9 protein-coding genes are annotated in these 15,412 nt (G+C 62.3%); 3 read left to right on the top strand and 6 right to left on the bottom strand.

All coding sequences use genetic code 11. The features are described from left to right. Positions 1 to 125 precede the first annotated feature (125 nt). Positions 126 to 833 (top strand): GntR family transcriptional regulator, encoded by a 708-nt coding sequence (locus ACR9Y2_RS03030; RefSeq protein WP_435039566.1) that lies wholly within the window; start codon positions 126 to 128, stop codon positions 831 to 833. 20 nt (positions 834 to 853) lie between these two features. Here ACR9Y2_RS03030 and ACR9Y2_RS03025 read toward each other — a convergent pair whose 3' ends face one another. Continuing rightward, on the bottom strand, positions 854 to 1,795 hold the full coding sequence (locus ACR9Y2_RS03025) for a sugar phosphate nucleotidyltransferase (protein WP_435039565.1): 942 nt from the start codon (positions 1,793 to 1,795) through the stop codon (positions 854 to 856). Positions 1,796 to 2,347: 552 nt separating this feature from the next. Next, positions 2,348 to 2,794: a hypothetical protein gene (locus tag ACR9Y2_RS03020; RefSeq protein WP_435039564.1), complete on the bottom strand. Its 447-nt coding sequence runs from the start codon at positions 2,792 to 2,794 to the stop codon at positions 2,348 to 2,350. A gap of 657 nt (positions 2,795 to 3,451) precedes the next feature. Here ACR9Y2_RS03020 and ACR9Y2_RS03015 point away from each other — a divergent pair. Next, entirely contained in the window at positions 3,452 to 3,823 is a 372-nt protein-coding gene (locus tag ACR9Y2_RS03015; protein ID WP_435039562.1) for a hypothetical protein, read from the top strand. Positions 3,824 to 3,988: 165 nt separating this feature from the next. On the opposite strand, the gene ACR9Y2_RS03010 is transcribed toward ACR9Y2_RS03015, so the two are convergent. The 4 genes from ACR9Y2_RS03010 to ACR9Y2_RS02995 all read right to left on the bottom strand — a co-directional run bounded on the left by ACR9Y2_RS03010 (position 3,989) and on the right by ACR9Y2_RS02995 (position 14,247). Continuing rightward, positions 3,989 to 4,480 (bottom strand): hypothetical protein, encoded by a 492-nt coding sequence (locus tag ACR9Y2_RS03010; RefSeq protein ID WP_435039561.1) that lies wholly within the window; start codon positions 4,478 to 4,480, stop codon positions 3,989 to 3,991. Between the two features lie 293 nt (positions 4,481 to 4,773). Further along, entirely contained in the window at positions 4,774 to 6,090 is a 1,317-nt protein-coding gene (locus tag ACR9Y2_RS03005) for a helix-turn-helix domain-containing protein (RefSeq protein ID WP_435039559.1), read from the bottom strand. Positions 6,091 to 6,713: 623 nt separating this feature from the next. Then, positions 6,714 to 13,511, bottom strand: coding sequence for a putative Ig domain-containing protein (locus tag ACR9Y2_RS03000; protein WP_435039558.1), 6,798 nt, complete (start codon positions 13,509 to 13,511; stop codon positions 6,714 to 6,716). Between the two features lie 16 nt (positions 13,512 to 13,527). Continuing rightward, positions 13,528 to 14,247: a hypothetical protein gene (locus ACR9Y2_RS02995; protein WP_435039556.1), complete on the bottom strand. Its 720-nt coding sequence runs from the start codon at positions 14,245 to 14,247 to the stop codon at positions 13,528 to 13,530. 314 nt (positions 14,248 to 14,561) lie between these two features. On the opposite strand from ACR9Y2_RS02995, the gene ACR9Y2_RS02990 reads away from it, so the two are divergent. After that, on the top strand, positions 14,562 to 15,326 hold the full coding sequence (locus ACR9Y2_RS02990) for a helix-turn-helix transcriptional regulator (protein ID WP_435039555.1): 765 nt from the start codon (positions 14,562 to 14,564) through the stop codon (positions 15,324 to 15,326). Positions 15,327 to 15,412 lie beyond the last annotated feature (86 nt).

Raw genomic sequence — 15,412 nt, 5'->3', positions numbered from 1 at the left:
CTCCGAACGCGGTTGGCTGCCGCAGCAAGGCCACTTGTCTAATTATCGATAACAACATCGATAAGTCAACCGAAACTTGCATCGATCATTGAATCGGGTGGCTGCGGTGTGGTAGCCTCATCCCCGTGACCGGTACAGTGAAGGCCTCTTCGCGAGTCTCTGAAGTGGCTCGTCAGTTGCGGGAATCGATCTTTGAGGGCAAGCTCGCCCCGGGCGCTCCCTTGCGGGAGCTCACGTTGGCGCGGGAGCTCCAGGTAAGCCAGGCTACGGTGCGGGAAGCGCTGCAGCGGCTTGAGCATGCGGGGCTGGTGACCAGGCGCCGCAACCTGGGCACTTCGGTGACCCGGTTATCCCCGAAGGACGTGCGGGAACGGCTGGGCTTGCGGGCCCTGCTGGAGGTGATGGCGGCGCGAGCCGCGGCGGAGCGAATGACTGCCGCCGATTTCGAGGAACTGGAGCGCAGGCTGAACGTTCTGGGTGACAGTGTCGAGTCGGACCGTTACTACGAGGCGGCGCAAGCGGACCTGGAGTTCCACCGCTACATCTGGCAGTGTTCGGGGAACGAGACACTGTGCGGCCTGCTGGAGCTCGTCACGGTGCCGCTGTTCGCGTTCATCAGCATCATGCGCAGCCACGGTCTGCACAAGCTGCATGCGGTGGTGGCGAGCCACACACCTTTGATCGAGGCGCTGCGGAGCAAGGACGCGGCGCGCATCAGTGAGGCCTTCCAGCGTGGCGCCACGGCTTCGTATGAGCCCTTCCTGCAGGATGAAAGTCCGAGGGCGTCGGCCGAATTGTTCGGGTTCCTTTCGACTACGCGGCTGGACGGGTGAAGGCCAGGGGGTAAACCCGGTTAGCCTGCCAGCGGCAGATAGAGGCTACCCACCCGCTCCAGCCAATGCGGGGCAAGCCCTTCACACGCGATCGTTTCCAGCACACGGCTTGGGCTCCCGAGGTCAGTCCAGCGCGAGGCCGCGTCCCGAATCACCAGCAGATGCTCCGGTTGAGAAGCCAGAACATCGCGCGAGAAATGGACGGGGAGAACAGCCCGGTACGACGCGCTCAAGTCTCCGTCCATGGTGCCCAGGGACAAGCTCAGGACGGTCTTGGGCACCGCCGCGCACAGCACTTTGATGAATGCGCTGACGCGTCCGATGGTCACGGAGGTGTTCCAAAGACAGCCCAGCCGAAGAAGTTTCTGGACCGATGGCAGATCCGGCTTCTCCCAGAAGTGGCGAACGCGGGCAGGGACGGAATTGGAAGGGGGTGCGGCCAACGGCTCAGTTTCTATCCATCCGTACCCCGTTTCTGAATGGGCCGGCGTAGCGCCGAGCAGCACCAGCATGTCCGGGTTCTCCCTGGCAACCTGCAGGCCGGTGTGAACGGCTCTCAGAAATGCTGGTTCGTTGCCGTAGTAGTGATCGGAGGGGAAGAAGGCGGCGACGGCATCATCGTCCAACTCGCGAAGCATCAGGATTGCGGAGGCAATGGCAACGCCGGTTCCGCGGTTGAGAGGCTGCACCAGGAGGGCGGTGTCAGGCATGGTGGCGAGTTGATTCTGATAGTAGGCCTCGTGCTTCTTTGTGACGACCGCTACGATTCTAGTCCGGTCAAACAGCGGGGCCATGCGGCGCCGTGTCTCGGCGAAGAGGCTCTGGGTGCCGAGAACCCGGCAGAATTGCTTCGGGCGTTGATCCCCTTCGATGTTGACTGTCAGAGGCCGCAGGCGAGTACCGTCACCCCCGGCGAGGATAATGCCCCAAGCTCCGTGGTTGGGTGCAGACAGGTTTGTCATTTCCACGTAATGCATCATGCAAGCGGGCAGCCAATGAGCCAGAGCCGCCCTGCCTGCCCGGAAGGGTGTGGCTGGAGGGCACTTGCCGGGCATGAGAGCGCGGTACTCGAAACGCTATCTCGTGACCTTGGAGAATTCCGTTTCGACGCCTCATGAATTAGCGTGAAGGGCGCCGTCGCGGCGGAGTGCGCCCATCGCCGCGAAGCGGCTGGTATCGGCTCGCTAACAATGGGAGGCGCCCGGCTGAGCCGGTGGTTATTTACTCGCCGGATGCGTTGGAGGAAGCGCAGCGGCGGCACATCCCCAGGGTGCTCGACCTGATGAAAAGGCTGTGCATCCGGCGTGCCGCGCACAGCGTCTCGCGAAATTGATCCATGCAGGGTTGCTTCTTCGCGGGGGAGCTTGTGGGAGCGACCGGCCCCTCCGGGTGAGGGAGGGGCCGCTTCCACATCTACAACGGTTTAGTTTTCAAAGAGCGTGTCCAGGTGTCCGCGGGCCACGACCCCAGGCAGTTTTCGAGGGACTGAGTGCCGCCTGCGGCCTGGCGACCGCCTACCGCCTGTGTTGGAGAGCGAAAAGAGTGCTCAGCGTCTCACACCGGGCGCGCTGCAGCCGTGCGAGTTCGTGTGCTCTGTGGAAGAAGATGTTGGAGGTGTTGAGTAGCTTATCCATGGTGCTGGTTGTGGCGTCGAGGCAGCCGGTGTTGGCGGAGAGCCTGGAGTTGATCGACCATTCGATGGCGCAGAGTTCGTGGACGAGCGCCTGTTCGAGGCGGCTTGTGGGGCGGAGGTCCAGATTCAGGCAGTGCAGGCGTTCCCGGAAAGAGGCTTCGTCTTCCTTCGTGAAGCCGGGGGAGTGAGCGGGTTCAGGGTCGAGCGTGGCGTTGTGTCTATCCCTGGTTGAGTCCTTGTCGGAGCGGGCATGGGTTTCGGCCGTAGCAGGGCCGTTCGAGCGGTGGCCGTTTGTGCGGGCCTGCCCGGATTTCGTTATTTCTGACATATCGTGCCTCGGGGCAGATTGTAGGGGACGGGTTGCCAGCAAATTGGAGCCGGGTGGAGTCGTGGGGATTGGGAGGGTCTTCGTTTGATGGAGATACGGCATAGATGAAACCTGCATTAAGCCGTGACCGGGTTTGGGGAGTGGGCGGTTTGGGGAAGAGGCGGGTGCCGAGGACGCTGAATCCCGAATTCGGCTGGCGGCTGCGAATGGCTTTGTTCCCTCATTTTCCGCGGTGGGTTCTTCCGGGGGCTGCGCCGGGCCGGCGCTGAAGTGCAGCCAGGGCCGGGAAGCGTGGGCGTGCTGGACTGAGGAAGTGCGAATTGGGGCGCGGCCTTTTTCGGTGGTTGGTTGGAGGTTTGGCGTGGCTCCCCCGCTCCTTTTAGTCGCGGCTCTGAGCGGGGCTTTTCTGGTTTTGGGGGACCGGAGGGGCTTGGGGGAATGCGTTGAAGACGCGGTGGTAGCCTTGGCCCGCTTCTTGCCAGTCGCGGTTCGCTGCGCGGTGGGGACCCCTCCCTGACGGTCGGGGTTCGCAGGGGCTCTGTTTGCTTCGGCGGCCTGGTGAGACTTGGGGGACTCCGTTCTAGACGCGGTGGTAGCCCGTCGCTGACACTCCGGGACTGGGGCTGGTGGGTTTGTTCCCTCAGAATTCGTGGTGGGTTGGGTGGTCTCGGTCTCGGCGGGGCCGGCCGGCTGACTGGGGGACAGGAGTTGGGTGAGGTGGTCCAGGCCGTTTGGGATAGAGAGGATGATGCTTTCGACGCGGCCGAGGCGCATCTGGATCCAACCGGAGTAACGGTTGAGGGCCTGGATATAGCCGTGCTGGCGGAGGACCCAGTCGCGGGCGATGTCTTCGTTGCCGCGGCCGTATTCGAGACCGGCGTTGAAGAGGGCGCGTTCGCGGCTCTCGTGGATGACCAGGTGGCCCTGGAGCATGTGCCACTCGTAAGTAAGGGCACGCAGGGTTGGTTCTGTCAGGTCATGGGTGCGGGCTTCAGCGATGGCTCGGAAATGGGCTTCGAGGCGCGGTGACATGCGGTGGTCTTCACTGTAGACTCCGGTGCGGCGGGCATTGGCGGAGACTTTGGCTTTGCCGGCGGCGGTGCGCGGACCGGTGGATTTTTGGGCGTTGGCTCGGTTGGCAGCGAGGCGCTTTTCGGAGATTTGAGTGGGGGGCATGGGTTTAGTCCTTGAGGTTCACTGCACCTGTTGAATGGGGTAGGTGCGTTGGATGAGTCGGAGTTCGGCGGAGAGCGCGCGGTGGCGGCGCCAGTAGCGTTCCTCGAGTTTGAGGGCTTCGAGGAGGGATTTGCGTTGAGCGGGGTCCATGGTGTGGAAGGCCTGCCAGGCGTGGACTCCGGGGCTGGCTTTGGGGACCAGTTCGTTGGTGTTGTCCCACTGGCGCTGGATTTGGAGCGTGAGGGCGTTGGCTTCGAAGGAGGCGTAGCGTTCGGCGCGCCAGATGCATTCGGCCATACGGTCGGCCAGGATGTGCTGATAGGTGGTGGCTGGTTTGAACTGTTGGTGGACGGCGGCACGAATCTTTTTGTAGTAATCCTTGCGTTCGACGAAGGTGGTGACGCTGGCGGCTTTGGCGCCGGTGAGGATGCCATCCTCGGCGACCTGGGCGTGGTGGCTGAGGAGGTCGATGTCGGGGAAGGCGCAATCGATTGGTTCGGAAGTAATCATATGAAATGTCCTCTATAACCATTCTTTGGAGGGGTGGACCAAGGATTTAGGAGATGGAGGTCTGCAATCTGTTGATTGCAGGGGAGAAGATTTTTGTTGATCTGGTGTCATCAAAGAAGCTTCATGTGGGGAAATGGGGTGGTTCTGAGGGAGGTGGCTTGGCGGGTGGGCCCGGTGGATGGGAGTGCAGGGAGGACGGGGCTCGATTCCATCCTTTGCGGTCTCCGCTCCCTGGGCTTGACCTGCTGTGGGCTGGTGGCCCATCCCAGCAGTCAGTTCAATTGATTGAGCAGTTAGCGGTTGACTGCGATCGATCTCGTGGCTGGGAGCGATGGTGCTCCAGTCAGCCACTCGAGCTTTGCCGAGTTCGCTGTCTCTTGTTCCGCGTCGAGGTGGTGGTTGAGGAGTTTGGTGTTTTCGAGTTCTGTGTGGCGTGCGACGAATTGGGAGGAGAGCCCGGCTCCCCGATACCGTCCGTCGAGGGTGAACGTGTGGACGATTACCGCCGGATGGTCAATTTCTTCCGTGACCCCCACGTTGAGCTCGGTTGGCGTGGCTCGCAGCGACATCACGGCGTTGTAGGTTTCTTTTGCGCGGTTGATGCATGTGCGCGGGAAGAGAACTCGTGCGACCTCACGCGCGGGGTCGCCAGGGAGCTGGTACTTCGCATTCTCCTCGTGGGAGACGCCACCGAACGATGCCGGGTCCAACACGACGAGCGCCGCGCGATGATACGCGTTGGCGATCCCCCCGGCATAGAGGAGGGGGTGTCTGTTCCCCGCCGTTTCCGACACGCCCAGGAATGGCAGGTGTCCCGCGTGCCAATACTCGCGCAACAACTTGCCGTCTCCGGACAGGAGTGCGATTTGTGAAGGGAACCAAGTGTGGTGCACACTCGCGACGGCAAGCCGGAGGGCACCCCCGATGTGGAACACTACGAGGTTTACCGGGTTGTACGGGGGACGGTACTCCTGCGCGAAACCGGCAGCACGCTGTCCTGGGATAAACCGCCAGCGCTCCTCGCCGGTGCGCGAGTAGCAGTAGACCATCGGCGTTCCCTGCGACTTCGGGTATGCCAAGAACACGACCTCCGGTTCGCCGTCACCATCGACGTCACCGATCCACCCCATGTTCTGGTCGCGGTCTGAGAATGCCCGATAGTCCGTCAACGCAAAACCGAACGGCTTCGTCCATAACTCCCGGCCACGATCATCCACCACGATGAGCGTGTCACCTGTTACGCGCCACTCTGTGGGTACACGATGGCGGGAGACGAAGGAAGCAGCACCGACCACGAGCATCACGAGGAGCACCGCGGCTGGCACGCCAACCCATCGCCACACAATACCTCGCACGAAGGCCGGCGTGGCAAGTGGAAGACGCTCTGAGACTGGGGGTGCTTGGAGCCATGCGGAGAGTTCGTCGATGGACACGATCACGCGGCCGCGACCACCGGGCAATCTTCGCACGGGGAGTCCCCGCTCGGCCTCCCACTTCTGGGCAGTTCGCACACTCACGCCGAGGTACGCCGCGATCTCCTTCCAGGAGCTCAACAAGCCAGCCTGTTGGGTAACGGACTGCTCCTCCACGAAGAAATCCTTTCGCTGCAACACTATCACAACGAGTTAGAGAACAGAGTGTAAAGGCAGCACTCGGCGCGCACGGATGCGCGGGGGTGTCATGCCGCTGGTGCCACGCGGACGATGTCTCCTCATGGAACCAGATGACGTCATCTGAAATGAGCGGGAGACCGGGATCGAACCGGCGACTGTCCCGGTTCGCCTTCTTCCCATGCGGCGGTGAGGCCTGGCCTTATCAACCTGCCACCAGCAGAGTGGATCACCGCACACGCTGGACGGTGCGCCAAAGATGCCTTCCCCCGGGTACAAGCAGGACCAGCGCGCGACATCCCGCACCCACGAAGCCCGGAACCGGTCCAGGAATACCAGGCAGCACTCGCGAGCACATCTAGAGGCACAGCGAGTGGGAGAGCAAGCGGTCACCACGACGAGAACCCGATGCCGAGACGATAAGTGCCAGCCGGGATATCAACGCCCTGATCGACACGTGCGAAGTCCAGAAGGAACACTTGCCCGAACTCGCACCGGACCAGCATGGTGGCTCGCACAAGCCATCACTGAGGCCCTAGGGGGGCTTCGACCTCAAGTTCATGTTCAAAGCTGTTGGTTGCGAGTTCGATTCTCGACCCACGCTCCATTCATTCCCCGACAACTCACGGGCAGTCGATCATCTTCTTTCGGCTCACCAGAGAAATGGCCTCCGCGGCGTCGATGAGCTCGCTCGCGGCCGCCGGATTGCCAACGTAGATCGCCGCCACCAGCAGCACGCCCGTCAATGCGGTACAGGTTGCCTTGGCATAAGGGGCGAATCTGACTCCGAGCCGACTGCTTAGCGTTGTGTACTCAGGCGCAGTGTTGAGGCCGAGAGGATCGATGCTGACAAGCGGCGAGTTCAAGGCGTAGTCGTAACTAAACGGGGCCACCGGATCTGCCTGTACAAACCGCCCGACGGCGGGACTATAGAGCCGCGCGCGGAAGAACAGATCGCCGCTGACGGGAATCGTCTCCCGTCCGGTGAACGAGAGCTGACTAGCTACCGCCGGGTTGGTGTTCTGCAAGGGAGAGCCGAACGTGCTCAGCAGCAACTGGCTGACTGGCGCTCCGGCATTGTCGAGAACCGTGCGGACGGTGCCCACCTGGTCTGTCAGCAACCAGCGCGTCTGCCCGGCTACGTCTTCCGCCAGAATCGAGTCAAGCCTGCGCTCGTATAGCCGCCTGGTGACGCTATTACTGGGTGCGATCGCGATGACGGGATGAAGCAGGTCGTAGTAGAACAGTGTCTCGCCGGCCGAGTCGACAGACGAAATGCGGCGGTTCAACGGATCGTACGAGAAGGTATTCCGCCCGGTTTCGACCCCGGAGCCGTTGCGAGCGACGATCTCCGTTACCCGGTTGCGGAAATCGTAACCGTAGTCGATGGTCGAGTTATCGGTGCGATTCCGGCGGCGCGAGAGGTTGCCTTCCGCGTCGTAGGTGTAATCGAACTGGCCATCGTTTGTCAGCAGGTTGCCGCCGGGCCCACCCTGGTAGGAATACTGATGGGTTCCCAGCGTATGGCTCGTGAGCCGGTTGCCCGCGGCGTCGTAGGTGTAGAGCTCCGACGGCTGGATCGCCGGGTTAGGATGTGTGGCTCGTGTTAGGCGTCGCGCCGCGTCGTATTCGAACAGGTGCAAGCCCTGGACGTCGGTCATCTGTGTGATGTCGCCGAGCGTGTTGCGGCCGAACGTGAGCAGATTCAACCCGACGGTCCCTGCCGGATTGGTATGACGGAGCGCGGTCGTCCGGCTGCCGCAGCCGCCGCAATCGTACTCGATGACGGTCCTGGCAACGGCAACGGAGCCAGCCAGATCAGCATACCGATGAACGGTAACCGGCAAGCCGGCCAAGTCGAAGTCGAACTGAACCCGTTTGTTCCCGACACCTGCACCGGATTGAGTCAGGACGTCGAGTTGATCCAGTCCATTGAAGGTGCGTTGCGTGGTGCCGCCGAGCGAGTCCACCGCCGCAGTGCGATTGCCGTTGGCATCGTATGTGTAGTTGAGGGCGAACACCGCTTTGCCGGGATACGCCGCCTCCTCGCGCGTGCGTCGCCCCACCGCGTTGTACTGGAAGCTGATGGAGGCGGAGGCATCGGAGGCCGATAGCGGCAGACCAAAGGAATCGGAGTTGAACTGGATCACACGTCCGTTCGACCAGGTTTCCCGGGTGAGGGCGTGGGCGGCATTGTATTGGTAGTCAATGCGCCTGCCGTTCCGGTCGGTTCTGCTCAGCAGATCGCCCGTGGTGGACCAGGTGAGCGTTGCGACACCACCGCGCGGATCGCGAAGGGTGGCGGGGAAGCCCTGGCCCGTGAACGTGCGAACGGTGGCGGCACCCTGCGGATCGATGAGGTGGGTCTGGTTGCCCGCGCTGTCGTACCGATACTCGGTGGTTTGGCCGGCGCGATCGCGGACGAAGCGAAGCTGACAAAGAGAATCGTACGTGTAGGATTCAACTCCACCAGCGGTATCGGTAATCGTCGCCACCAGGTTGCATGGGGTGTTGTAGGTATAACTGGTGCGGCGACCCGCGGAATCGGTGCGGGAGAGTATATTGCCCGCGGCATCATACGTGAACGATGTCAGATTTCCGGCGGGGTCGCGCTCGCTGAGCAGATTGCCAACCGCATCGTAGGTCCGGATGGTGTCCCGGAAAGCAAAGGCATCCAGGTACTTGCGTTCGGTGACGAGGTTGCCTCGATCGTCATAGGTATAGTCGCGCCGGAAGCCCCGGCCATTGAAGAGAGTCTGCGCCAGCGCATCGGGATTGTGCGTCAGCCGCGTGCAGCCGGCGAGGGTGCTGATGTCGCCGTCGGCGGGACATGATGCGGCGAGCCGGCCGGTTCCATCGACGATGTTCCTGACATTCGGCCGGCCGAGGGGATCTTCCACTTTGGTGACGAAGTTGGGGAACGACGCATTCTCGTAGAAGTATCGGAACGTATTGCCCAGCTGGTCAATGGTTGTTGACAGGTTCCCGAACGCGTCGTAGGTATAGCGCATCTCGGCTCCTGAAGGTTCGCGGATGCTGGTGATCCTGCCCTGCCCGTCGCGGGTCAGCGCCACCTGCACGCCCGTTGAACTCAGGATCGCCGTGGGAGTGAACGTGATCGTGTTGGCGTTGCGATCGCGAATCAACAGCACTCCGTCGATCTCGTCCAGTTCATAGCGAACGCCTTCCTTCGTAGTCAGGATGTAGCGGCGCGGGTTCCAGACAGTATTGAAAGTGGAGTGGGCTACGTTGTCGAACAGCAGAACGCTGGTCTCGGCGACCTCGAGTTTGTCCTGCACGCCGGCGTCAGGCGTAAAGCGTGGTGTCACGACATTCGGAAACAGAAACGCAGGAGCGAAGGGGTCAAACCGGAATCCGACCCGCCTGCCCTCAGGCGTGGTTACGTAGACTTTGGCACCCGTGCGCATGCCCTGCAGGGGTGCTTCGGTGGGCGCATCCACCACGCTGCCGAACAGCCCGAGCCTCCAGCCGGCCCCGAAATCGCCGCTGCGGGTATCGAGGCTATCGTAATGGCGTGTGATGCTCAGCGGCACACCGACAAAGGGAATGGTCAGGTCGTTCACGGTGCTGGTGAACCGGCCCAGTTTGAGATCGCCGGAGACCGAGTAGGGGAATTCGCGATGAATGCCTTCGGCGCCCTTCAGCACGTCGACCATGATCGTGTAGGTGTCATTGGCGATGACAGTCGGATCGAGAACGGCGATCGTACCGTTGGTGACCTGCCCCGTACCGGAGGCCAAGGTTCGATCGGCGATACCCGGGCCGCGCAGCTTCACGGTCCAGGTGAGCGCGGGGCCGCCGCTGTTTGGATCGGTGATGTCGGCGACGATGTTCACTGGACGGCTCAGATCCGCTCCTGGCGAAGGCGAGATCAGCGTGAAGATCGCGGGCGGCACATCGGTGACGGTCACAGTGAAGCTTTGTGTGGAGGCCGTGCCCTGCGGATCGCTGGCTCGAACGGTGAAGTTCTGGGCGCCCACCTGCGACACCTGCGGCGTCCAGGAGATCAGGCCCGAGCCGGGATCGATAATAGCCCCCGCGGGGGCGAGCGTCAGGCCGAAGCTGACAATTCCGCCCTCGGGATCGGAGGCCTGCGCGTCGTAGAGGTAAGGGATGCCGGCGCGGCCGGTCAACAGCGCTTCCGACGTAAAGACCGGCGCTGAGTTGAGATTCACTCCCGGCGAGATCGTCAGCGTCCAGGACTGCTGTGCGATGGCACCGATTCTGTCGCGAACCTCGATTGTCAGCGGGTGCGCACCCACCTGCCCATCGCTGGGAGTCCACAGGAGAACGCCTGTGCCTGGATGGATGACCGCCCCCGTGGGCGCCGTGACCAGCGCCCACGTGAGCGTGTCTCCGGCATCGGGATCGGTGGCGGCCGCGACATAGCTGAAGGTCGCATTGGCATTGCCGGTGGTGCGCGGCGCCGAAGTGATCTGCGGACCGCGATTCAGATTCCGCACCACGATACTGAACGTCTGCACGACATTCGCGCCGGGCAGATCCCGCACTCTCAGGGACACCGGAAAGGTGCCCACAGCGGCCGGAGTCCACTGCAACAGTCCGGTCGCGCTGTTGATCGTCATGCCGGACGGACCGTTATCGAGCAGGAAGGTCAGCACCTCGCCCGCGTCGGCATCAGAGGCACGCGCTGTGTAAGCGTACGGACGCCCTAAGGCGCCACTGGTCAACGGCGTCGACAGAAACTGCGGCGCAGAGTTAGCCACCTGCGTCTCGATGAACAGCGTGAACGCCTGGCTCGCCTTGCGATTCCGGGTATCGGTGGCCGTGAGCGTCAACCGGTACGCGCCGCCCTGGCTCGCGCCGGGCGTCCAGTCCATGCGTCCATTGGTTGTACTAAAGGTCATGCCGGCAGGCGCGCCCGTCAGCGACCACGTGAGCACTTCGCCCGCGTCCGGGTCCGCGGCGGACGACGAGTAATGGTAAGCCGACAGCGTACGGCCGCGCGTTGGCGGAGACGAAAGCAGGGAGGGGGGCGTATCGCCGCGCTGCGTGCGCGGAATCGGAGTGGCGGACGATTCGGTTCCCTGGCGCGATTCCTGGCCTTGCTGGTTGAGCCAGCGGACTTCGTAAAGATATAGCGTATTGTTCGTCAGCCCCGCATCCGAAAAAGCGCCGGCTGCCGTAATGTGGGCCGCGCGAATGAGCGCGGCGGCGGTTGCCGACGTGCGGCGGTAGATGTTGTAGCTGACGGCACTGGGGACCGGCGTCCATTTGAGATCCACGCTGGCATCCTTTCCGCGAGCGATCAGATCGTCCACCGTGACAAAGGGGCCCTGGCCGATCACCAACTGGCTAGCGTGCTGATTGTTGGTCTCGTCGCCTTCGGTGACCTCGAGGTTGGTGTCGGCGGTGACCACCAGGTTGATTTGTCCGGCGGGCGGAGCCGCCCAGACGATGGCCAGGTCTTCGTACTCGCCCGGCCTGAGAACGCGCGAGGTGTTCACTGCGCCCAGCAGCGGGCCAGCGGGGCCGTTCCGAAACTCCACTCGATGCACTGGAGCGAGAGACGATCCGCCATTGCCGATTCTGGCGATCAGCCGGGTGGACGCTGGAAAAGCGTCGTCCAGGCGCCGGAGAAATGACACCGTGATATCGGCAGCGGAACCGGGCTGAGTGAGCGAGTTCGGCAGGAGATCGTTGGTGCGGAAGTGGTTCAGCCCCGGCACCAGCCAGTTCGAGATTACAGTTGCCGGAACCGTCAGGTCGTCGTTGGCGTTGGTTACCGTGAAGTTATCCTGATTCCATATCGGGCGCGTGTTGGCCCAGTTACTGCCGGCACCGCGGTAAGCCCGTACGCCGCGGCCTTCCGGAAAGAACGGGACGTCGGCCGCCACCAGGATCTCGGCGTGACCATCGAGGTCAATATCGGCCACGGTGGGTCCTTCAGCGGCTGTCGTTGAGTAGTGCAGGAACTGGTTGAGAATCGTGCCGTCGCTGCCGCGCAGGATGTACAGCTGTTGCTGGTCGGCGTAAATGATCTCGGCCCGGCCGTCGTTGTTGAGATCGAAGAACACGGAAGTGGTGGTTCCCGACGAGTGCTCGGAGATGGGAATGCTCCAGAGGATGGAGCCGTCGGCACGGTAGAGGATGTAATTGATGCGATCAACGATGCCGATCTCAGGAACTCCGTCGTTATCGACGTCGCCCACGGTGGGTTGCCCGCCCCAGGTCTGGTGGATGGCGTGATTCACGCCCCACTTAATCGTTCCATCGTGCTCCAGCATGTACACGTAGGTGGAGTTGTAGGGACGAATGACGATCTCGGGATATGGGTCGGCGTCGAAGTTGCCGATCGCCACCGGACCGTCCTTTAGGCCGACCGGCGTATTGAGCTTGTTCCAGAAGACGGTACCGTTCTCGCGATATGCCGTCGGTCCCGCGATCACCTCGGGAACTCCGTCCAGGTCCAGGTCCGCCACTGCCCCGGCTGTCAGGCCAGCGTAGCCGCGTCCTCCGCCTCCGGTGCCGGCCCATAGGCGTGTGCCGGTGGCCGAGAACACCTGGTTTCCCACAACGATTTCGGGCGTGCCATCGCGATCCAGGTCGACGATGAGCGGCCCGGTCGAGGCGCCCGGGACGAATTGGGTGGAGCGCCACTTCAGGGTGCCGTCGTGCTCGAGGACCATGACGCGTCCCAGCCGGTCGATCGTGATGAACTCCGGCCGGCCGTCGGCATCGATATCCGCCAGTGAGGTGTGGGCCGATGGCGCCAGTTCCAGGTTGGGATCGGTCACCGTAAGGATCACCGCACCGGTGTTTCCGGAGACCACGCGCAGGTTCGCGCGAATGGCAGTCACATACGTCGAGAACACCACGTCCGGAATGCCGTCGCCGTTGACGTCGCCCACGGTGGGTGTGCTGAGTGAGGCCTGGGATGTCGGAAGGTCGGTGAACGTACCGGCTGCCCACTTCAGCACCGGATTGAGGGCCGTATCGGCCGGTGAGGTGAACACGCTGGCCTGGCCGGTGTGCCGCACGTTGTTGGTTTCGTCGATCTCGAGTACGACGTTGTTCGAATCGGCCCACACATACAGAATGCTGCCGCGGAACAGGACAGTGCCCTGAATCGGCACCACTGAATTTGTACTCGCCCCGGCGCCAAGAGGCAGTGCGACGTTCGATGTCCCCAACAGGTTGTCGGTCGCCGCGTCATAACGCGCGTTACCATTGCGGTCTTCGAAAACAGCCAACTGAAACCCAGTTGGCGTCGGGATGGTGCCGTTGTTACGGACCGTCACGCTGAGCGATCCGTTGCTCGCCAGGGTTTGGGGATCCGTGTTCACCGAAGCGCTGATTCCCGTCACCACCAGATCGGCGCCCGTCTGTGCGAGCAGGCCCGCGGTTACGAGTAAGGATAGAAGGAGTTTGATTTTCATGGCCACTCTCGTCACGTCAGGATTTGTAGCGCCGCAACACAACGAGGAGCGTCGCGCCGAGGGTCAGATAGATCGCCGACGATGGCTCGGGCACACCTGACGGCGGCCCATTGGTGAGCGCATATCCGTTGGCGTACAGGGCCGCGTGGGAATCGGGATCGAAGTGGCCCAAGCCCGCCGCGTCGGTCAGGCTGAGCATGCCCGTTACGGTGAGCGTGTGGCCCGGATCCAACTGTGCGATTTCGAAGAGGAGTGCATGAGACACGTCGTCTGGAGAGGACGACGGAATTGCGTTCAGACTGTCCAGGGCGCCAGCGTTCGCGTGCGTGTAGATGTCGCCGAACACGTACTCCGGCTCATCGATTTCCCACTGCGAGAACCCGAGTGCGCCCGGAGGACTGAGCGCCGGAAGGAGAGATGAGACAAACTCGCCGTACTCGTTGAAGAATGTGTTGTCGTCGCGGTCGAGGTCCGGATCGATGAACAGCGTGAATGTCAGGTTGTGGATCGTGGATGCGGTGGCGTTCGTCCAGGTGAATTGGAAGCTGCCCAGGCTGGATGAGTCGAGGAAGCTTGTGAATTCAGGCGACGAAGTGGTGAACGACGCTTGTGGTGTCGAACTTCCCTGGTAGTGGAGGAATCCCTCCAGGCTCACCAGGTAGACAGTGGCGGCGGAAAGCTGGCTCGCCGAGCCTAACAAAGCGGCAAAGCAGGCCGCAACCGCAGAAATCCTCATGTTTGGTCCCCTCTGGAAGCCCGAGAAACAGGCGCGAAACGGCTCATCATCGTCATCGACGATTAGCTATCTGGCGGAAGGCCCTAGCGCACTTTGGGGCTATAATATGTGGGCTCCGGGTTTTTCGCAAATAGTTACCCTTGAGGGGTAAGTGAGGACCGATCTTGCCGTTTCGATGTCGATTCGTCCGACCATCGGACTTTCCAGGCCTGCTAGAGCTTCTCAGGCAAGACCGGTCGCTTTTCGAAGACGACCTCTGGCGCGCCATGCCGGAACTTCTGCCGGACCTCCATGCACGTGAGCGCCTGATCGGAATGGTGGTGGAAGACCGGGATCTCGGCCGCCCCGCATTTTTCGGCTGCGTCGGTTTTGCCTCGCCATCGTCGGTCGCCACGGTGCTCGCCGGCAATCCCCGCCGGTTTCGTGACGCGCTGCTGCGTTCAGAATGGCAACGCCGCCCAGTATTTCTCGCGCCCAAGCAACTCAGGGCAGCGAACGCCTCGGGCGATCTCGCATTGCTTCACATCAGCGGTGCGCCGGACGATCTCGACTTCACCAATCCGCGCGTAGCCGAATTGCATCGAGTCTCGTTCTCAGCGTTTATGACGCACTGTGCCGGGTATCGGATCGCTGAGTTCTGGCAGGAGAACCTGCTGCCCGAGGCGAGCCTGTACGCGGAATCCATGGGTATGGTGCATGTTCGCGATCAGACACTGGACGACGGCAAGACTTCGAGTTTATTTCGTTTCACGCGTGAGGACGTGATGGTCCGCCCTGGAGCGCAATTGGCGTTCCTGATGAATTTTCCGCCGCCGAGATTAGGCTTCAGCCTGGCCCAACAGCGCTTGCTCGAACTGGCCCTGCTCGATTACTCGGACGGGGAATCGGCGAAGCACCTGGGTATCTCACTCGAGGCCATCCGCAAACGGTGGCGCTCGATTCACGCGCGCCACTCATTCGGCGAGGGCAAGGATCAGCGACGCGCCCTGCTGGCTTACATCCGGCAAAACATGGAGGAGCTCCGCCCCTGGCCCTCGTCACGGGTAACAGGCGCGACGGCCGTCATGCCGGGACCCTGACGGGTTCCGACTGCCGGCGCTCTCCCGTTACTTGCAGCACGACACGAACGCGCCACCCCGGGTGCCCGTGGACCTTCATGGAGTTT

Source organism: Paludibaculum fermentans, from assembly GCF_051172195.1.
Lineage (GTDB): Bacteria > Acidobacteriota > Terriglobia > Bryobacterales > Bryobacteraceae > Paludibaculum > Paludibaculum fermentans_A.
Note: the sequence above shows the minus strand (reverse complement) of the source record. Positions and strands in the feature narration are given on the sequence as shown.